The 19,787-nt window shown below is 66.5% G+C and carries 10 protein-coding genes and 2 pseudogenes; 10 read left to right on the top strand and 2 right to left on the bottom strand.

The annotated features are described in order from the left end of the window. Positions 1 to 40 precede the first annotated feature (40 nt). Entirely contained in the window at positions 41 to 781 is a 741-nt protein-coding gene (gene cobF, locus CHB99_RS12445; protein ID WP_042128980.1) for a precorrin-6A synthase (deacetylating), read from the top strand. Here cobF and CHB99_RS12440 read toward each other — a convergent pair. Together CHB99_RS12440 and CHB99_RS12435 are read right to left on the bottom strand one after the other, a co-directional pair. Next, the gene (locus CHB99_RS12440) at positions 747 to 2,063 is read right to left on the bottom strand and encodes a glycosyltransferase (protein ID WP_042128983.1); all 1,317 of its coding nucleotides are present in this window, start codon (positions 2,061 to 2,063) and stop codon (positions 747 to 749) included. The genes cobF and CHB99_RS12440 overlap by 35 nt on opposite strands. Positions 2,064 to 2,529: 466 nt before the next feature. Continuing rightward, a complete protein-coding gene (locus CHB99_RS12435) occupies positions 2,530 to 3,249 on the bottom strand; it encodes a DUF899 domain-containing protein (protein WP_042129955.1) in 720 nt (239 codons plus the stop codon). A 191-nt stretch (positions 3,250 to 3,440) separates the two neighbouring features. On the opposite strand from CHB99_RS12435, the gene CHB99_RS12430 reads away from it, so the two are divergent. From CHB99_RS12430 to CHB99_RS12395, 9 genes and pseudogenes are all read left to right on the top strand, one after another. Then, complete coding sequence (locus CHB99_RS12430) at positions 3,441 to 3,743, top strand: YdcA family protein (protein WP_377697295.1); 303 nt, start codon at positions 3,441 to 3,443, stop codon at positions 3,741 to 3,743. Between the two features lie 78 nt (positions 3,744 to 3,821). Continuing rightward, a complete protein-coding gene (locus CHB99_RS12425; RefSeq protein WP_042129958.1) occupies positions 3,822 to 4,583 on the top strand; it encodes an efflux RND transporter periplasmic adaptor subunit in 762 nt (253 codons plus the stop codon). Then, positions 4,580 to 4,811, top strand: a pseudogene (locus tag CHB99_RS30580) (HlyD family secretion protein); the annotation flags it as partial. The gene CHB99_RS12425 and the pseudogene CHB99_RS30580, both read left to right, overlap by 4 nt. 83 nt (positions 4,812 to 4,894) lie before the next feature. Further along, positions 4,895 to 5,899 (top strand): annotated as a pseudogene (locus CHB99_RS12420) (efflux RND transporter periplasmic adaptor subunit); the annotation flags it as partial. After that, positions 5,896 to 7,995: a site-2 protease family protein gene (locus tag CHB99_RS12415; RefSeq protein ID WP_042129962.1), complete on the top strand. Its 2,100-nt coding sequence runs from the start codon at positions 5,896 to 5,898 to the stop codon at positions 7,993 to 7,995. The pseudogene CHB99_RS12420 and the gene CHB99_RS12415, both read left to right, overlap by 4 nt. Positions 7,996 to 8,113: 118 nt before the next feature. After that, a complete protein-coding gene (locus CHB99_RS12410; protein ID WP_042129964.1) occupies positions 8,114 to 8,611 on the top strand; it encodes a GNAT family N-acetyltransferase in 498 nt (165 codons plus the stop codon). Next, positions 8,608 to 8,934 (top strand): DUF6916 family protein, encoded by a 327-nt coding sequence (locus CHB99_RS12405; protein WP_052419559.1) that lies wholly within the window; start codon positions 8,608 to 8,610, stop codon positions 8,932 to 8,934. Before CHB99_RS12410 ends, CHB99_RS12405 begins: the two co-directional genes overlap by 4 nt. Before the next feature lie 42 nt (positions 8,935 to 8,976). Beyond that, positions 8,977 to 9,513, top strand: coding sequence for a phage tail protein (locus CHB99_RS12400; RefSeq protein ID WP_042129967.1), 537 nt, complete (start codon positions 8,977 to 8,979; stop codon positions 9,511 to 9,513). A gap of 92 nt (positions 9,514 to 9,605) precedes the next feature. Then, complete coding sequence (locus CHB99_RS12395; RefSeq protein WP_052419560.1) at positions 9,606 to 19,751, top strand: DUF4347 domain-containing protein; 10,146 nt, start codon at positions 9,606 to 9,608, stop codon at positions 19,749 to 19,751. Positions 19,752 to 19,787: the final 36 nt, after the last annotated feature.

Below are 19,787 nucleotides of genomic sequence, written 5' to 3'. Positions count from 1 at the left end.
CTGTGTCGACAATGGGCCGCTGCATTTCGGGAGTTCGTCCATGAAACACCTGCTGTTGATCGGCATCGGCCCGGGCAACCCGCGCCAGATCACCCTGGAAGCCGTCGACGCGCTGAACCGCGCGGATGTCTTCTTCGTGCTCGACAAGCACCAGCGCAACGACGACATGCTGCACCTGCGCAAGGCGTTGCTGGAGCAACTGGTCAAGCGTCCCTACCGTCTGGTCCAGGTCGATGATCCGCGGCGCGACGGCGGGGCCGCCGACTACCAGGGCGCGGTGCGCGACTGGCACCGCCAGCGGGCGGCACTGTATGGCCGGCTGATCGCCGATGAACTCGGCGAGGGCGAGTGCGGCGCCTTCCTGCTCTGGGGCGAGCCAGGGCTGTACGACAGCACCCTGCGGATCCTCGAACTGATCGACGAGCAGTCCTTTGCCCTTGAGGTCATTCCCGGGATCAGCAGCGTGCAGGCGCTGGCGGCCCGTCATCGGGTTCCGCTCAACCGGATCGGCGAGCCGGTGCAGATCCTCCCCGGCAGGCGCCTGGCCGAAGTGGCGAGGATCGACAACGTGCTGGTGATGCTCGACGGCCAGTGTGCCTTCGCCGACCTCGACGACCCCGACCTGGACATCTACTGGGGCGCCTACCTGGGCAGCGCGGACGAGATCCTCATCAGCGGGCCGCTGCGCGAGGTCAAGGCGCGGATCCTCGCCGCCCGCGAACAGGCGCGGGCGCGCAAGGGCTGGATCATGGACACGTATCTGCTGCGTCGCCGCCACTGACCCGGTTCTTCGCCTCGATCCACTGGGCCATGTACCGGGTGCTCTTGTGCTGGTGGTGACGCAGCATGGCCCCGGTGAAGTTGTACAGGCGCTGGTCGGCCAACTGCATCAGGGTCTGCTCGATGCGCTCGACCAGCGCGGTGCTGTGCCAGTGCCAGTCATAGCGGGCTTCGAGCAGGCGGCGGGCATCGCGCTGCGCCTGGTTCCAGCGTGTCTCGTCGCTGTACAGGCTGACGGCGGCCTGGGCCAGGCCTTCCGCGGTCGTCGAGACCAGGCCCGGCCAGGGCAGGGCGCCGTGCATCGCCTCGGCACCGATGGGGGTGGTCACGCTCGGCGTGCCGGCCAGCATGGCGTCGGTCAGCTTGCCCTTGATCCCGGCGCCGAAGCGCAATGGAGCCAGGCACACGCGGGCCTTGCCCATGACCGTGAGGGCGTCCTCGGCGCGGTCGAGGATCAGGAAGCCGCCGGCGGGGTCGTGCAGGGCGGTGGCTTTCGGCGGGGTGTCGGCGCCATAGAGGTGCAACTGCGCCTCGGGCAGGCGGCGGCGGATCATCGGCCAGATGTTGTGCTTCATCCACAGCACCGCATCCCAGTTCGGTGCATGGCGGAAGTTGCCGATGCTGAGGAAGTGCTCGCGCTCGGCGAAGGTTTTCGCCGGGGTCTGTGGCGTCTTGAGCATCAGCGGGCACCAGTGCAGCAGCGCCGGGGGGACCGCGAAGCCGTTGACCAGCAGGTCGATCTCGACGTCGGAGATCATCAGGCTGAGGTCGCTGCGGTAGATCGATGCCAGTTCACGCTGGGTCAGGTCGGCGGGGGCCATCTGCCGGTACAGGTCGGGGCCGGAGGTGGCGAACAGGGCGCGGAAGTCGTTGGGGTCCAGGCCCTCGGCCAGGCGCCGGCGCAGCAGGACATGGCGGGCTTCGCGCAGGCTCTGCAGGTCGGAGGTTTCCAGCACGCGCAGGGCGTTCGGGCAATGCTGCTCGACGCGCCAGCCGAACTGCTCCTCCATCATGAAGCGATCGAACAGCACCACGTCCGGGGCGAGTTCGCCGACGAAGCGGTCGAAGCTGCTGTCGTTGAGCACGATGGGCTGTTCGGCGATGCCCAGGGCGGGCAGGTCGGCGCGAAATTCGCTGAGCGCCGCCGGGCTGCTGAAGGTCACGCGCCAGCCGCGGGCAAGGATGCTTTCGAGAATCTGCATCATGTGCCCGCCGGCGGCCGAGGAGTTGGGCTCGGGCCAGACGTAGCCAATGACCAGGACGTGCAGGGAGGAGGCGGACATGCGCGAGGGGCCTTGGGGCAAAAGGGCGTATTAGAAACGCTCGGGCTGCATGCGGCAAGAAACGCGAAGGGCGCAAAGCGGCCCCGTTGGCATAGGGATCTACACGTCTCTGAAAACCTGGCGGAAACTGCATCGAGGTCGTCAGGTGCTTGTCTTGGGTCTTGCAGCGCCCTTGAGATCGAGCGCCGCCCGCGCGGCGCATCGCGAGCGCGCTCGCTCCTACATTTATTGCAACGTGCCATGGCCTGTGAGAGCGGCGTTGCCAGCCTTTGGGGCCTGGCGATTCATTGCAGGGAGGCTGTTGGGCTCGACGTGGTACCGCGTCGTACACACAAGGCGGTCAACCATGGCCTGTCAGGCATAGGTACGTTGCAAAAAATGTAGGAGCGAGCGCGCTCGCGATGCGCCGCGCGGGCGGCGCTCGATCTGGAGGGCGCTGCAAGGCTCCATGCCCATCGCACAGGCGTCAATGACAGCAAGACTTCTGCCCCGGCGCCTCCTCGTAGCGATCGTGATGCCGTACCCAGTCCATCGTGCCGTCCTCGTTCCTGCCCTTGGGCATCAGGTCGAGGAAGTTGTAGGTGCCCACCAGGATGTCGAGGCCACGGGCATAGCTGGAATAGGTATGGAAGATTTCCCCGGCCTCGCCGCGACAGAACACGCTGAGTCCGGGCAGTTCGGTTTCGCTGCCCGCATAGGGCTCATAGTTGTACTCGGCACCTTCGGCCGCCGGCGTCACGCCGAAATCCCGGTTGAAGCTGCTGCCATGGGACGACACCCAGGGGAAGCGCCAGCCCATGCGCTGGCGAAACGCCTGGAACTGCGGGTACGGCGCCCGCGACACCGCCACCAGCGACACATCATGGTGGGCCAGGTGCAGGTTGGCGCCATCGAAATGGTCGGCAAGGAACGAACAGCCGGGACAGCCTTCTGCCCAGCCATCGGCGAACATGAAGTGATAGACCAGCAACTGGCTGCGCCCGGCGAACAGCCCGGCCAGGTCGACTTCACCCTCGGCGCCCTGGAAGCGGTAGTCCTCTTCCACCTTGACCCAGGGCAGGGCACGGCGCGCGGCACTGAGTTCGTCGCGTTGATGGGTGAAGGCCTTTTCATGCAGGAGCAACTGGCGCCGGGCGCCGAGCCATTCCCGCCGGGTGACCACCGGGTGCTTGCGATCGTTGTTCATCTGGATGACTCCGGGGTGGGGGGTGTCTGTTCTTCTTCTGGTCGTCTGGCGCTGTCACCGTTCGACACAACGATCACCCAATCTTCATGAAACCGACGAGTGGAAAGCTTCCTGCCCGTGGAAAACATTGATAGCATCCGGCCACTTTTCCACGAGTCATTTTTGTGACGCGTTTCTCTTTTCTCGCCGGCCTGAGCCTGGCCCTGGTTTTCCTCGCCAATGCGTCCTGGGCTGGCAATACGCCCTGCTCCGGGCGCAAGGGCGGTATCGCGGGCTGCGCCGGCGATGCCTTCCTGTGCAATGACGGCTCGGTCAGCGCCTCGAAGAAAAGCTGCAGCGCCTACACCGGGAACCGCAACCCGCGGCCAGTGGCGCAATCATTGCAAGGTGCCAGCACTGAGTGCAGCTGCGCGTCGGGGACCTTCTGCACCGGCCCCCGGGGCGGGGTGTACTGCCTGACCCCAGGCGGCCAGAAAAGCTATCGCCGACACTGACCAACGGCGATTCAGGTTCGCCGTCCGGCGGCCGATATCCAATTAGACACAATCCAGACCTTACAGGGACGTAGCGAAATGAAGCAGGCAGTGTGGTGGGCGGCGTTGGCCTTGATCAGTGGTGTGGCCCAGGCCGCGACCGAGGGCGACCCCTTGCTCGAAGGCGCCACCTCTGCCGCCAGCGAGGTCCGTGGCGTACTGCGCGCGCGCTCCCAGGCGGTACTGGCCAGCGAGCTGCCCGGCCGGGTGGTGGAGATGCCCTATGCCGAGGGCCAGTCGTTCAGCAAGGGCGATGTGCTGGTGCGCTTCGACTGCAGTGCCTACCAGGCCCAGGCCAATGCTTCCGGCGCCGCCGTGCGCGCCGCCCGCGAAGAGTTGCGCAACAAGCAGCAACTGGCGGCGCTGAACTCCGTCGGTCGTTTCGAAGTGGCCCTGGCCGAGGCCCGTCAGGCCCAGGCCCAGGCCGAATCCCAGGTCTACCAGGTGCAGGTGCAGCGTTGCCAGGTCAAGGCGCCATTCGACGGCCAGGTGGTCGCACGCCGCGTGCAGGCTCACGAAAGCGTGGCCAGCGGCGCGCCGCTGCTGGAGATCGTCGACAACCGCTCGCTGGAAATCCACCTGCTGGTGCCTTCGCGCTGGCTCGGCAAGCTCAAGCCCGAGCAGACCTTCAGCTTTATTCCCGATGAAACCGGCAAGCCGATCGAGGCGGTGGTCAAGCGCCTCGGTGCGCGCATCGACGAAGGCAGCCAGACCCTCCTGCTGATCGCCAGCGTGCCGGCCAATACCCCGGGCCTGCTGGCCGGGATGAGCGGTAGCGCGCAGTTCGCGGAGCCGCAATGAACGCTCCTGTCCCCGGCGCCCTCGAACAGCTGCTGGCGCACTACCTCAAGCTGGAGCGCCAGGCCCGTGCCGCCGCGTCCACCGAGGTGCTGGCGTTCAGCATGGTCAACGACAGCCAGCCGCTGTTCGGCTACCGCCACGGCGCGTTGCTGATCGCCGGCAAGGTGCGGGCGCTGACCGGCATCAGCGTGGTCGAGCCGAACGCGCCGTTCGTGGTGTTCATCGAGCGCATGGCCGCGCGTCTTGCCGCGGGCGAGCGTTTCGCCCTGCCTGGCGCGGTGCCGCCGGAGAGCGTCGATCAGGCCAGTCGCGACGACTGGCAGGCACTCTCGGCGCCTCACGCGTTCTGGTTGCCGCTCAAGGACCGCGACGACCAGGTGTTCGGCGGTCTCTGGCTGGCTCGCGACACCCCCTGGAGCGAGGCCGAGCAGGCCCTGCTGGCCCAGCTGGGCGATTGCTACAGCCACGCCTGGCGTGCCCTGCAGCCTGGCAAGCCATGGCGCCTGCGCTGGCCGGCACGGACCCGTTGGGCGCTGGCCGGCGCGCTGCTGCTGGTGCTGCTGGTGCCGGTGCGGCAGTCGGTGCTGGCGCCGGCGGAAGTGGTGCCGCGCAACGGTCAGGTGGTCGCCGCGCCGCTGGATGGCGTGGTCGCCGAATTCCTGGTCAAGCCCAACCAGCCGGTGCAGGCCGGGCAGGTGCTGGTGCGCTTCGACGCCACCAGTCTCAAGGCCCAGGCCGACGTCGCCGAACGCACCCTGGGCGTGGCCGAGGCGGAACTCAAGGCCAACACCCAGCGGGCATTTTCCGATACCGATTCCAGCGCCCGCCTGGACCTGCTGGCGGCCCGGGTCGAGCAGAAACGCGCCGAGCGCGATTACGCCCGCGACCTGCTCGCGCGCAGTGAAGTCCGCGCCGAGCGCGACGGTATCGCGGTGTTCGCCGATGCCCAGCGGCTCATCGGCAAGCCGGTGCGCACCGGCGAGCGCCTGATGGACATCGCCAACCCGGCCCAGGCCGAGCTGCGCATCGAGCTGCCGGTGGCCGATGCCATCGGCCTGGACAACGGCGCCGAAGTCGCCCTGTTCCTCGACAGCGATCCGCTGAACCGGCACAGCGCGACCCTGGAGCGCGCCGCGTACCAGGCACAGAGCACCGCGGCCGGCCAACTGGCCTATCGTCTCGATGCCACCTTCGACCACGCGCCGCCGCGTATCGGCCTGCGCGGCACCGCCAAGCTGTTCGGCGCGCGCGCGCCACTGGCCCTGTATCTGCTGCGCCGGCCGCTGGCGGCCCTGCGCCAGGCGGTGGGCCTGTGATGCTCCCGGCGCTGCGCCCGGACCTGCAGCTCTCGGTGGCGACACCGGGGCTGGACGGCTCGCCGCAATGGACCCTGGCCGATCCGCTGCGGGGCAAGTACTTCAAGCTTGGCGCGCCGGCCATGCGCCTGTTGCGCAACTGGGCCCTGGGCGATGCCCTGCAGGTGCTCAAGGCGGCCAATGCCGAGCCCGGCGCGCCGCTGACCCCACAGGCGCTGGACGAGCTGCTCAAGTTCCTGCGCGGCCACGACCTGATCAGCGGCGGCGATCCCGAGCAGAGCGCCAGCTACGCGACCAAGGCGGCCAGCCGGCGCCAGGGCCTGTGGACGCAGCTCCTGCACAAGTACCTGTTCTTCCGGATTCCGCTGTGGCGGCCGGATGCCTTTCTCAATCGCACCTGGCCGTGGCTCGAGCGCTTCGGTCCGAACCTGCTGCGTTTCGGCCTGCCGCTGGTGCTGTTGCTCGGTACCTTCCTGGTGATGCGCGACTGGGAGCGTTTCCTCGCCACCTTCCCGCAGTTGCTCAGCCTCGGCGGCGCGGCGGCGTTCGCCATTGCCCTGGGCTTCGCCAAGCTCTGCCACGAGTTCGGCCATGCCTACATGGCCAAGCGCGCCGGCTGCCGGGTGCCGAGCATGGGCGTGGCGTTCATGGTCCTGTTGCCGATGCTCTACACCGATGTCAGCGATGCCTGGCGCGTGCAGGACCGGCGCACCCGCCTGCTGATCGGCGCCGGCGGAGTCCTGGCGGAAATGCTCCTGGCCTGCATCGCCTTGCTCGCCTGGTCGCTGCTGCCCGACGGGGCAGGGCGCACGGCGGCGTTCATGCTGGCCAGCGCCACCTGGATCACCACGGTGGTGATCAACGTCAACCCGCTGATGCGTTTCGACGGCTACTTCCTGCTCAGCGACCTGTGGGGCGTCGACAACCTCCAGGGGCGCGGCTACGCCCTGTGCCGCTGGCACCTGCGCGAGACCCTGTTCGGTTACGGCGAGCCCGCGCCGGAGCGCTGGTCGCCGGCCCTGCGCAAGCGTCTGCTGTGCTGGGGCTACGCCTCGTGGATCTGGCGCGCGGTGCTGTTCTTCGGTATCGCCCTGGCGGTCTACCACATGTTCTTCAAGGTGCTCGGCATCTTCCTGATGATCGTCGAGCTGGCGTGGTTCATCTTCCTGCCGATCTGCAAGGAGATGGGGCACTGGTGGCAGCACCGCGAGCAGGCCCATCCGCGCAAGGTGCTGTTCGTCGGCGGCGGCCTGCTGGCCTTGCTGGCGTTGCTGCTGGTGCCATGGCGCAGCGGCGTGGAAGTGCCGGCGATGCTCGAAGCCTCGCGGGTCAGTGCCCTGCATGCGCCGGCGGCGGCGCGGATTCGTCAGGTGCTGGTGAAGGATGGCGAGCGGGTGGCGGAGAACCAGGTGCTGGTGGAGCTGGAGTCGCCCGACCTGGAGTCGCGCCTGAGCATCACCCGGCGCGAGATCGAGATCCTGCAATTGCAGTTGCGTCGCCAGTCCAGCCGCAGCAGCACCGCCGCCGACAGTGGCATCCTCGAACAGCGCCTCGCCGAATCGCTGGCCGAATACCGCGGCCTGGCCGCGCAGCGCGAACGCCTCAACCTGCGCGCGCCGCATGCCGGCAGCGTGCGCGATCTGGCCGACAGCCTCACGCCCGGACGCTGGGTCAGTGCCGAACTGCCGTTGGCGCAGATCACCGACGAGGGTTTGCGCCTGCGTGGCTATCTGGCGGAGGCGGATTTGTGGCGGGTGACACCGGGCACTATCGGGCACTTTGTCGCCGACGATGTATTGCGCACTTCAATTGCGGTAACGCTTAAAGAAGTTGATGCCAATGGCGTTTCTTATATCGATCAGGAATCGCTGGTTTCCGATCACAAGGGGCCCATTGCAATAAGACGTGATGAAGAGAAAAGGGCACAACCGTTGCAAGCGCAGTATGGCGCGCAGTTCGTGCTCGGGAAGGGTGCCTCCGAGGCCATTGGCCATCCGCTGCGAGGCCTCGTCGTGCTTGACGGAGAGGGCGAATCGCTGCTGTCCGCGGCATGGCGGCGTATGGCGGCGATCGGGGTGCGGGAAAGTGGATTTTAGTAGTGTGATTGCAAGGCAATTGAGGTAATCTGCTGTCAATTAGCCATGCATGTTGCTGTGATGTTCGTCACATAAATAGTTGGCCCACAAAGTATCACTTACAGGGAAGTTTGCTTTGATGTCGAAGTATGCTGCGACACTCCGTGCCTTGCATCCAGACGATATGGCTTTCATCGAACGCCTGTACGCTGGCACGCGGGCCGAAGAAATGTCCCATAGCGGCTGGCCCGCCGAGCAGATCGCAGCGTTCCTTCACCAGCAGTTCAACGCTCAGCACACCTACTACCAGGCCCACTTCGCCGATGGTGAGTTCTTCATCATCGAACACCAGGGGCAGGCCATCGGCCGCCTCTATCTGTTCTGGGGCCAGACCACGCTCAATCTCATCGATATCGCGCTGCTGCCCGAATGGCAGAACCAGGGCATCGGCAGCGCATTGCTGCAGCCGCTGATCGACCGTGCCGACGAACAGGGCCTGGCGATCGAACTGTCGGTGGAAACCTACAACCCCGCGCAGCGTCTCTACGCCCGTCTCGGCTTCCAGGTCATCAAGGAATCCGGGGTCTACCTGCGCCTGCGCCGCGAGGCTCGCGGCGCTTCGAGGATCGCTTCATGAACCCGATTTCCAGTGCCATTCCATCCCGCGCCGACCTGGCCGGTGCCGACCCGGCGGGCTTCGTCCTGCAGGTCGCGCCGGAGCAGGGCATCCGCGTCACCCTCGTCGATGTGCGCGAGGGCGTGGCGATGAATGACCGCTTCGAATGCTACTCCCTGATGATCGCCTTGCCGCTCGGCGTCGCCATGATGCAGGAGGTGTATCGCCTGTTCGGTCCTGACGGGCGGCACTGGGATCTGTTGATGACACCGCTTCTGCCCGATCCGGATGGCCGGCACATCCTCGAGGCGGTGATCCACCGGGAAGTCAGCGCAACCGCGTAAACGTTTTTCCAACAACGCAAGTTAACAACAAGGAAGCATCCGATGAGCGAACCCTATCTCGGCGAGATCAAGATGTTCGGCGGCAACTTTGCGCCTCGCGGTTATGCCATGTGCAGCGGCCAGCTGTTGTCGATTTCGCAGAACACGGCGCTGTTCTCCATTCTCGGGACCACCTTCGGCGGCAATGGCCAGTCCACCTTCGGCCTGCCTGATTTCCGCGGCCGCAGCCCGATCCATCAGGGCCAGGGCCCAGGCCTGAGCACTATGGTCCTGGGTGAAGCGTCGGGTTCCGAATCGGTCACGCTGCTCTCCTCGCAGATGCCGATGCACGTGCACCCGCTGGGGGTCTCCACTGCCGAGGCCAACCTCCCCAGCCCAGGCAATGGTACGTCGTTCGGCGCGGCGACCGACAAGGACGGCAACCCGGTGAACCTGTACGTCGCCGCGGCTCCGAACGTAATACTGAGCCAGCAGAGCGTCGGCATCGCCGGCGGCTCCCAGCCGGTCGGGCTGCGCAACCCGTTCCTCACCGTGACCTTCATCATCGCGACCGAAGGCCTGTTCCCTACGCGTAACTGATAGCGACAACCGGCGGCCTCCCAGGGGGCCGCCACTTATTCTGTCCGCCCGGCACAGCCTGTGCCGGGCGGACGTATACCAGGAGGTGCACCATGAAATTCATCGAACGTTTCTCGCGCAAGCCAGCCCCGCAAGTGCCGCCCGCCGAGCCCGGCGCCGCACCCTTGCTGGTGGCACTCGAACCGCGAATCATGTTCGATGCGTCCGTGGCCGTGGTCGCGCAGGAGGCCGATCAGGCCACCGCCGAGCCGGCCAAGGACAGCACCTCCGCTGACAACGCCAGCCCGGCCGCCGCCAGCGCCGACACCCGCGCCAGCAGCAGCGACAGCAGCCAGCGCCAGGAAGTGGTGTTCGTCGACGGCCAGGTCGGCAATGTCAACCAGATGCTGACCGGCCTGTCGCCCAATGCCGAGATCGTCGTGCTCGACCCGAGCAAGGACGGCCTGCAGCAGATGGCCGACTACCTCAAGGGCCGCGAAAACCTCGATGCCATCCACCTGCTGTCCCACGGTGCGGACGGCACGGTGCAGGCCGGCAACGTCTGGCTGGCGCAAAGCAACCTTGCCCAGCACAGTGCCGCGCTGGAAAGCATCGGTGCCGCGCTCAAGGCCGATGGCGACCTGATGCTCTACGGCTGCAAGGTTGGCGACAGCAGCCAGGGCCAGGCTTTCATCGACGCGCTGGCGCAGATCACCGGTGCCGACGTCGCGGCCTCCGCGGACGATACCGGTGCCGCGGCGCTGGGCGGCAACTGGAGCCTGGAGCGCAGCAGCGGGCAGATCCAGACCTCCGCCCTGGCGGTGGCCGGCTACGAGGGTGTCCTGGCCAGTTCCTGGACCACCGGCAACACGCCGCTGGGCACCACCATCGTCAACGCCGGGCGGACCATCGTCGGCGACTTCGATGGCGATGGCGATACCGACATTCTCTACCAGACCGGCGGCACCGGCACTCCATTCGCCTATGCGCGCAGCGACGGCAATGGCTCCTTCACCCAACTGACCCTGGGACAATCGCCGTTCGCCGGGCTGGCCCTGCCCGATGCCTCGGGCACCAACTACTTCGTCGGCGACTTCGACGGTGACGGTGACGTCGACGTGCTGGTGGGGGTCAACGGCAGCAGCGGGCAGTATTTCCGCAACGATGGTGCAACCTTCAGCAGCCAGTCCAGCGCGAATTTCCCCTCGCCCGGGATCGGCTCACGCATGGTCGTGGGTGATTTCGATCGTGACGGTGACGCCGACATCCTCTACCAGACCGCCGGCAACACCAGTCCCTGGGGTTATTACCGCAGCAACGGCGACGGTACCTTTACCAACGTCAGCTTCGGCAGCTCGCCATTCGCCGGTCTGGCCCTGCCTGACCATGCAGGCAACAACTACTACGTGGCCGACTTCGATGGCGACGGCGACCTCGACATCCTCGCCGCCGTGAGCACCGCCACCGGCACCTACCTGCGCAACGATGGCGCCAGCTTCAGCACCCAGTCCACCACCACGTTCCCCGCTCCGACCTTCAACGGCCGGATGCTGGTGGGTGACTTCGACGGCGATGGCGATGCCGACATCCTCTACCAGACCGCCAACACCAGCAGCCCGTTCCAGTACGCCCGCAGCAACGGCGATGGTACGTTCAACATCGTGGCCCTGGGCTCGTCGCCCTTCACCGGCATGAGCCTGGCCGACCACACCGGTAGCAACTACCGGGTCGGCGACTTCGATGGCGACGGTGACGTGGATATCTTCTTCGCCACCAACGGCAGTTCCGGCAACCTCCTGCTGCAGACCGATCGTCCACCTACGCTGCTCAGCTCCACCCCGAGCGACAACGCCACCGGCGTCAGCCCGGGCGCCAACATCGTGCTGACGTTCAGCGAATCGGTGATTAAGGGCACTGGCAACATCTACATCGTCCGTACCTCGGACAACCAGATCGTCGAGACCATCCCGGTCAGCAGTGGCCGGGTCGCCGGCTCCGGCGCCACCTGGACCATCGATCCGTCGATGACCCTGGTCGGCGGGGTCAGCTATGCAGTGCGCATCGACTCGCGGACCTTCGTCGACACCGCCGGCATCGTGTTCCAGGGCATCAGCGACAACACCACGCTGAACTTCACCGCGGCCAACCTGGCGGCGCCGGTGATCGCCAACCTCAATGGCGACGCGGCCAACTACGTCGAGAAGAGCAGTGGCATCCTCCTCGACGGAAACAACAATGCCACGGTCACCGACGCCGACTCGGCCAACTTCAACGGTGGCAATGTGCGCGTCGCGGTCACCGGCAACGCCGTGACCAGCGAAGACGTGCTGTCGGTCTACAGTATCGGCGCCGGCCCCGGGCAGATCTCCGTCTCCGGCAGCAACGTGCTGTACGGCGGTCTCACCATCGGCACGGTCGCCGGCGGCACCGGCGGCACCGCCCTGGTGATCACCCTCAATGCCAACGCCGACGCCAGCGCGGTCACCGCGCTGGTGCGCAACCTGCAGTACAGCAACAGCAACACCACCACGCCGAACACCAGCGCACGCACCCTCAGCATCACGGTGACCGACGAGACCGGCACCACCAGCACGGTGTCCACGGTCACGGCCAACATCCTGGCGGTCAACGATGCGCCGGTGGTCAGCGCCACCGGCACCAACCCGACCTTCACCGAGGACGGTTCGGCCGTGGCCATGTTCAGCGGTGCCAGCATCAACACCGTGGAGTCCACGCAGAACATCATCCTGATAACCATCAGCGTCTCCAACCTGGCCAACGGCCCCTCGGAGAAGCTGGTGATCGACGGCTCCGACGTGACCCTGACCAACGGCACCAACCTGCTCACCCTGAACAACGGCGCGACCGTTTCGGTCTCGGTCAGCGCCGGCACCGCCACCGTGAGCCTGGGCCACGCCGGGCTGTCCACCGCGACCGCGCAGACCATCGTCAACAACATCGCCTATCGCAACGACAGCAACGCCCCGACCGGTACCTCGCGCACCGTCACCCTGAGCAACGTGCGCGACAGCGGCGGCCTCGCCAACGGCGGGCAGAACACTGTCGCGGTCAACGTCGCCAGTATCGTCACCCTGGTCGCGGTCAACGATGCGCCGACCCTCAGCGGCGGTCCGTACGTGATCACCTCGACCAACGAAAACACCACCAGCGGCGCGGTATCCGTCTCCACGGTGCTGGCCGGCGCCACCTATGCCGACGCGGACGCGGGTGCCGCCTCCGGCATCGCCGTGATCGCCACCGTCGGGCGTGGCACCTGGGAATACTCCACCGACGGCACCAACTGGACCGCCTTCGGCACGGTCTCGACCAGCAGCGCGCTGTTGCTGACATCCAGCAGCCAGGTCCGCTACATCCCGGACAACGCCAACGCCGAGAACGTCTCCTTCACCTACCGCGGCTGGGACCGCACCAGCGGCGCGGCGTCCACCTACGGCTCGCCCAGCACCGGCGACACCACCGTCAACGGCAGCAGCACCGCGTACTCCACCGGCAGCGCCCAGGCCACCCTGATCGTCACCGCGGTCAACGACGCGCCGGTGATGACCCCGGTCAACCCGACCCTGACCGGCCTGACCGACACCTCCACCAACAACAGCGGCGACGCGGTCAGCTCACTGCTTGGTGGCTTGACCGATGTCGACACCGGCGCCATCAAGGGCATGGCCATCACCGGCCTGACCAGCACCTACGGCAAATGGCAGTACAGCATCAACGCCGGGACCAACTGGACGGACATCGTCAGCGCCTCGGATGCCTCCGCGCTGGTCCTGCGCTCGGGCGACCGCGTGCGTTTCGTGCCGGATGGCCTGCATGGCGAGACCGCCACCATCACCTACCGGGCCTGGGACCAGACCAACGGCACCCTCGGCCAGCAGGGCACCCGCTGGAACGTCACCAGCCTCCTCGGTGGCAGCAACACCTTCTCCAGCGGCACCGACACCGCCAGCGTGGTGGTCACCGCGGCCAACGATGCGCCAGTGCTGACCGGCAGCGGCGGCAGTGTGGGCTGGACCGAGGGTAACAACGTCGTCTCCACCCCGGTGGCGATCGACAACCTTCTCGTGATTTCCGACCCGGACGGTCCGAGCATCGCCTCGGCCACCGTGAGCCTGGGCGGCACCTACGTCCTTGGCGAAGATACCCTGGCGTTCACCAACATTCCGGCGACCATGGGCGACATCATTGGCTCGTGGGACGCCGTCAACGGCATCCTGACCCTGACTTCCGCCGGTGGCGCGACCCAGGCGCAGTTCCAGGCAGCGCTGCGTTCGATCACCTACACCAACGACTCGGACACCCCGACCACCACCACCCGCACCGTGTCGTTCAAGGTCAACGACGGCAGCCTGGACTCCCTCCTGGTGACCCGCGACGTCACTATCACCGCGGTCAACGACGCGCCGGTGATCAGCGCCCCGACCAACGTCAGCGTGACCGAGGACACCCTGTCGCCGGTCACCGGCATCATCCTCAGCGATGTCGACTCCAGCAGCGGCACCCTGACCCTGACCGTCGGCGCGGGCACCCTCAGCGGCGTCAGCGCCAGTGGCGTCACTGTGAACGGCACCGGCTCGGCGCTGACCCTGAGCGGTACCCTGACCGCGATCAACAACTTCATTGCCGCCGGCAGCCTGAAGTACACGCCGGCGTTGAACTCCAACACCAGCGTGACCCTCGGCCTGAGTCTGGACACCACCAGCGTCGGTACCGACACGCGCAACCTGACCCTCGACATCACCGCGGTGAACGACGCGCCGGCCATCAGCAGCCCGGTCAGCATCAACGTTACCGAGGACGTGGCCACGTCCATGGCCGGCATCACCTTCAGCGATGTCGACGCCGGCAGCGGCAGCGTGCGGGTGATCTTCAGCGTGGCCAACGGCAACGGCACCTTCAGCGCTACCGCCAGCAGCGGGGTGACCATCAGCAACGACGGTACCAACGCCATCACCCTGGAAGGGACCGTCGCCGACATCAACACCCTGGTCAGCAACGGTCACCTGACCTACCTCGGCGCGCTGAACGCCACCGGGCTCAAGACCATGTCGATCTCGATCAACGACAATGGCAACACCGGCAGCGGCGGCGCGCTGCAGGACGCCGTCAGCGTCTCGCTGGTCATTGCCGCGGTCAACGACGCGCCGGTCAACAACCTGCCGGCAGCGCAGTCCGTGCCGCAGGATGGCTCGCTGGTGTTCAGCAGCACCCACGGCAACCTGATCACCATCAGCGACGTGGATGCCGGTGGCAACCTCATGAAGCTGTCCCTGACCGCCGTCAATGGGAAGATGACCCTTGGCTCGCTCGTCGGGCTGTTCTTCAGCACCGGCGATGGCATCAATGACGCGGCAATGGCCTTCACCGGCACCCTGGCTGCAATCAACGCCGCCCTGAACGGCCTGACCTTCATTCCGGATGCCGGCTACAACGGTCCTGGCTCGATCACCTTCGAGAGCGACGACCAGGGCTACTCCGGCAGCGGCGGTGCCAAGACCGACGTCGATACCCTCGCGATCACCATCTCGCCGATCAACCCGAAGATCACCGGCGTGGTGGCGGCCCCGGGCAGCAATGGCCTGCACAAGGCCGGCGACCAGATCGACATCGTGGTCAACTTCGACAACAACGTGGTGGTCGACCTGACCGGCGGCAGGCCGACCCTGTTGCTGGAAACCGGTGCGATCGACCGTGATGCGGTGTACGTCAGCGGCTCGGGCACCACCCAGCTGACCTTCCGCTACACCGTGCAGGCCGGCGACGTCAGCGGCGACCTCGATTACGCCAGCACCACGGGGCTGTCGTTGAACGGTGCGGTACTGCAGAGCACCCAGGGCTACGCGGCGATCCTGACCCTGCCGACCCTGGGCGGCGCCAGCTCGCTGGCCGGCCAGCAGGCCATCGTGATCGACGGTGTGGCGCCGAGCATCGGCAACATCGTGCTGCCGGGCGATGCCAGCTACCGCCTCGGGCAGAACCTCGACTTCACCGTCAACTTCAGCGAAGTGGTCAGCGTCAATACCGGGGGCGGCATTCCGCGTATCGAAGTGACCCTCGACACCGGCGGCACCGCCTATGCCGAGTACGTCTCCGGCAGCGGCACCAGCGCCCTGGTGTTCCGCCTGGTGGTCACCAGCGGCCAGCAGGACAGCAACGGCATCAGCGTGGGCAACAGCATCCAGCTCAACGGCGGCAGCCTGCGCGACCTGGCCGGCAACGACAGTGCCACGGCGCTCGTTCCGGGCAGCAGCAGCGGCATCCTGGTGGATGGCATCGTGCCGACGGTGGCCACTGTCAGCGTGCCGGCCAACGGCGGTTACAAGGCTGGCGACGTGCTGAGCTTCACCGTCAACGCCAGCGAAGCGGTATTCGCCAGCGGTTCGCCGCGCCTGGCCCTGGATGTCGGTGGGATTACCCGCTACGCCACGCTGGTACCGGGCAGCAGCAGTGGCTCGACCCTGGTCTTCCAGTACACCGTGCAGGCCGGTGAAACCGATGCCGATGGCATCAGTGTCGGCAGCAGCCTCGACCTCAATGGCGGCAGCGTCAAGGATGCCGCCGGCAACGATCTGAACCTGACCCTCAACAGCGTCGGCAGCACCACCGCGGTGCTGGTGGATACCACGGCGCCGAGCGTCACCGGTATCGTCAGTGTCGATCCTCTGCTGAGCAACAGGAGCGTCCTTAGCTACACCGTGACCTTCGACGAGGACGTGACCGGACTGGACGCAGCGGATTTCAACCTGATGACCACCGGCAATGCGTCGGGCACGATCACCGGCATCACCCGCGTCGATGGCCGGACCTACACCGTCCAGCTCGGTAACGTCATCGGCGATGGAACCCTGGGGCTGAATCTGCGCAACGACGCCACCGTCTACGACAACGCCGGCAATCGGGTGACTGGCGGCCTGAGCGGCGCGGTCTACACCGTTGACCAATCGCGCCCCTATGCGATATCGGTGACGGCACCGTCCAATGGCCATGTTTATGTGGCCGGCGAGAACATCGATATTAGTATCAAGCTAAGCGAAGTGGTCTACGTCACTGACATTCCGAGACTGGGCGTGGTGATTCACGACGGCGCTCAGTTCCCAATGTTGATCTTCGCGCGGTATGTGTCAGGCTCGGGTAGCGACACGCTGGTGTTCCGCCTGCCGGTAACCGCGCCCATGCTGGACCGCAATGGCATCCTCCTGGGGAGCCAGATGGAGCTTTCAGACACCACTGTGCGCGATGCTGCGGGCAACGATGCAAGTGCCATTCTCGCCAGCGTCGGTATCCAGACCGACACCCGCATCGATGCTGTGACCCCCGAGATTTCCAGCGTCACGGTGCCGGCCGCAGGCGGCTACAAGTCTGGCGACGTGCTGACTTTCACCGTCAATGTCAGCGAAGCGGTGCAGGTGGATACCACCCACGGCAGCCCGCGCCTGGAACTGACCATCGGCGGCGTCACCCGCTACGCCAGCTATGTATCCGGCAACGGTACCGACACGCTGACCCTCCAGTACACCGTGCAATCGGGAGACAACGGCAACGGCGTCAGCCTCGCTGGCAATCTCGACCTCAACGGCAGTACCGTGCGCGACCCAGCGGGCAATGCGATCAAGCTGCCGCTGAACAACCTGCCTGGCACCGACGGGATCAATGTCGACACCACCACGCCATACGCCACCAACATCACCCGCGTCGACGCCACCCCGACCAACAGTGGCTCGGTCAGCTACACCGTGACCTTCAGCGAGAACGTCGGCAACGTCGATATCAGCGACTTCAACCTGATCTTCGGCGGCAGCGTCGCCGGCAGCATCGAAAGCGTGACGGCGGTGGACGGCAAGACCTTCACCGTCAAGGTCAGCAGCCTGATCGGCACCGGCACCGTGCGCCTGGACCTCAAGCCGGGTACCGATATCGCCGATGCCGCCGGCAACCTGGTACCGGGTGGCCGTGTGGGTGTGAACTACAGCATCGACCGCGACGTGCCGAAGGTCACTGGCGTCGACGTACCGGCCAACGGCACCTACGTCGCCGGCCAGAACCTCGACTTCACCGTGCACCTGAGCGAAGCGGTGCAACTGAACACCAGCAACGGTTCGCCGCGTCTGCAAGTGCTCCTGGACAACGGCCAGACCGCCTGGGCCGAGTACGTTTCCGGTGCCGGCAGCAACGCCTTGCTGTTCCGCCTGACCGTCAGCACCGGCCAGCTCGACCGCAACGGCATCAGCGTCGGCACGGCCATCCAGCTCAACGGTGCGACCCTGCGCGATGCCGTCGGCAACAATGCGCAACTCGGCCTCGACGGCCTGCCGCCCACCGATGGCGTGCTGATCGACGCCGTGGCGCCGAGCGTTGCCAGCGTGGGCGTGCCGGTGCCGGGTGCCTACAACGCCGGCGATGTCCTGCGGTTCACCGTCAACACCAGCGAGCCGGTGATCATCGACACCAGCAGCGGCACGCCGCGGGTAGCAGTGAACATCGGCGGCGTGACCCGTTATGCCGAGTATGTGTCCGGCTCCGGTACCTCGGCGCTGGTCTTCGCCTACACCATCCAGGCGGGCAACAACGCCGCCGGTGGCATCGCCGTGGGCGGCAGCATCGACCTCAACGGCGGCACCGCCCGTGACGCCGCGGGCAACGCGCTGAACCTGGCGCTGAACAACCCGGGCAGTGGCAGCGGCATCGTCATCGACACGACCGCACCACAGGTCAGCGATATCGTCCGCGTCGACACCACGCCGACCAGCGCCGGCTCGGTGCGCTACACCGTGACCTTCGACGAAAGCGTCTCCGGGGTGGACAGCGCCGACTTCAGCCTGGCCTTCACCGGCAGTGCCAATGGCCGCATCGCCTCGGTGCAGCAGGTCAACGGGCGTACCTACGTGATCCTCGTCGACAACCTGTCCGGCGCCGGCAACGTGCGCCTCGACCTGAACGCCAGCGGCACCGGCATCAGCGACGTGGCGGGCAACCCGATCACCGGCGGCCTGGCCGGCAGCAGCTACAGCATCGACCGCGTGGCGCCATCGGTCAGCAGTGTCGGCGTTCCGCCGGCCGGTACCTATGTCGCCGGTGCGCAGCTGGACTTCACCGTCAACACCAGCGAAGCGGTGCTGGTGGATACCGGTGACGGCGCGCCACGCCTGGCCATCACCCTGGACAACGGCCGTGTGGTCTACGCCGACTACCTGTCCGGTTCGGGCGGTACCGCCCTGGTGTTCCGCCTCAACGTCACCAGCGGCATGGCCGGCAATGGCAACTTCAATGTCGCCTCCAGCATCGACCTCAACGGCGCGACCATCCGCGACGCCCGTGGCAACGATGCGCAGACCGGCCTGAACAACGTCGGCAGCACCAGCGGCATCCTCGTCGATGCCCGCGCGCCGCGGCCGAGCAGCATCGTGGTCGACGGGCCGGTCTTGCCGACCGACCGCAGCCTCAGCTTCACCCTGACCTTCGACGAGGCGGTCAGCGGTGTCGATGCCAATGACTTCAGTGTGCTCGGCACCAGCAGCGCCAGCGGCGTGGTGCAGTCGGTGCAGCAAGTCGATGCGCGGACCTACCGCATCGTCGTCGGCGACCTGCGCGGCCAGGGCAGCCTGGCCCTGCGCCTGAATGCCCTGGGCAGCGGCATCCAGGACGGCGCCGGCAACCAGATGGCGGTGAACCTGGTCGGCCAGGCGCAGTCGATCCAGACCCAGGATGTCGGCGATCTGGACTACCGCATCAATCCGCCACAGATCGTCGCCGAGCCACTGCCAGCGGTGATCCAGCCACAGGTGCCGAACCTGGTGGTCAACGACAGCGTGTCGCCGCTGGTTCCGGGTTCGCTGTTCGAGGTGCGTACCGTGGGCGGCGATATCCAGCCGCTGGGCACCATCTTCCTCGGCAACGCCAACAGCGCACCGAGCTTCATCGCCCAGGTCTTCGGCAGCAGCGACAGCGGTGCCGGCCTTGGCGGCCCGGGCGGCTTCCTCGGCTTCGGCGGCGGCAGCGGCGGGGTATTCGGCGGCAGCACGCTGTCGACGATCTTCAGCCACGACGTACCGGGCGTCAGCGAGATGAGCGTGTTCAACGGCAGCCAGTGGCGCCCGGCGGATATCAATCATGGACTGCGCGGGGTGTTCGGCTCGCCGACCTTCGGCCAGCAACTGCAACAACTCAACGAAGCCGACCAGCGCCATGTGCGCGAGTTGGCCAAAGCCCTGGCGCAACCGGCACAGATCGGGCAGCAGGCATGACATACAGAGCAAAACTCGATAACCAAGCCGTACCAG

Origin of the sequence: Pseudomonas japonica (assembly GCF_900188455.1) — a bacterium.
Taxonomy (GTDB): domain Bacteria; phylum Pseudomonadota; class Gammaproteobacteria; order Pseudomonadales; family Pseudomonadaceae; genus Aquipseudomonas; species Aquipseudomonas japonica.
The sequence above is the reverse complement of the archived record's forward strand: the minus strand, read 5'-3'. Positions and strand labels throughout refer to the sequence as shown.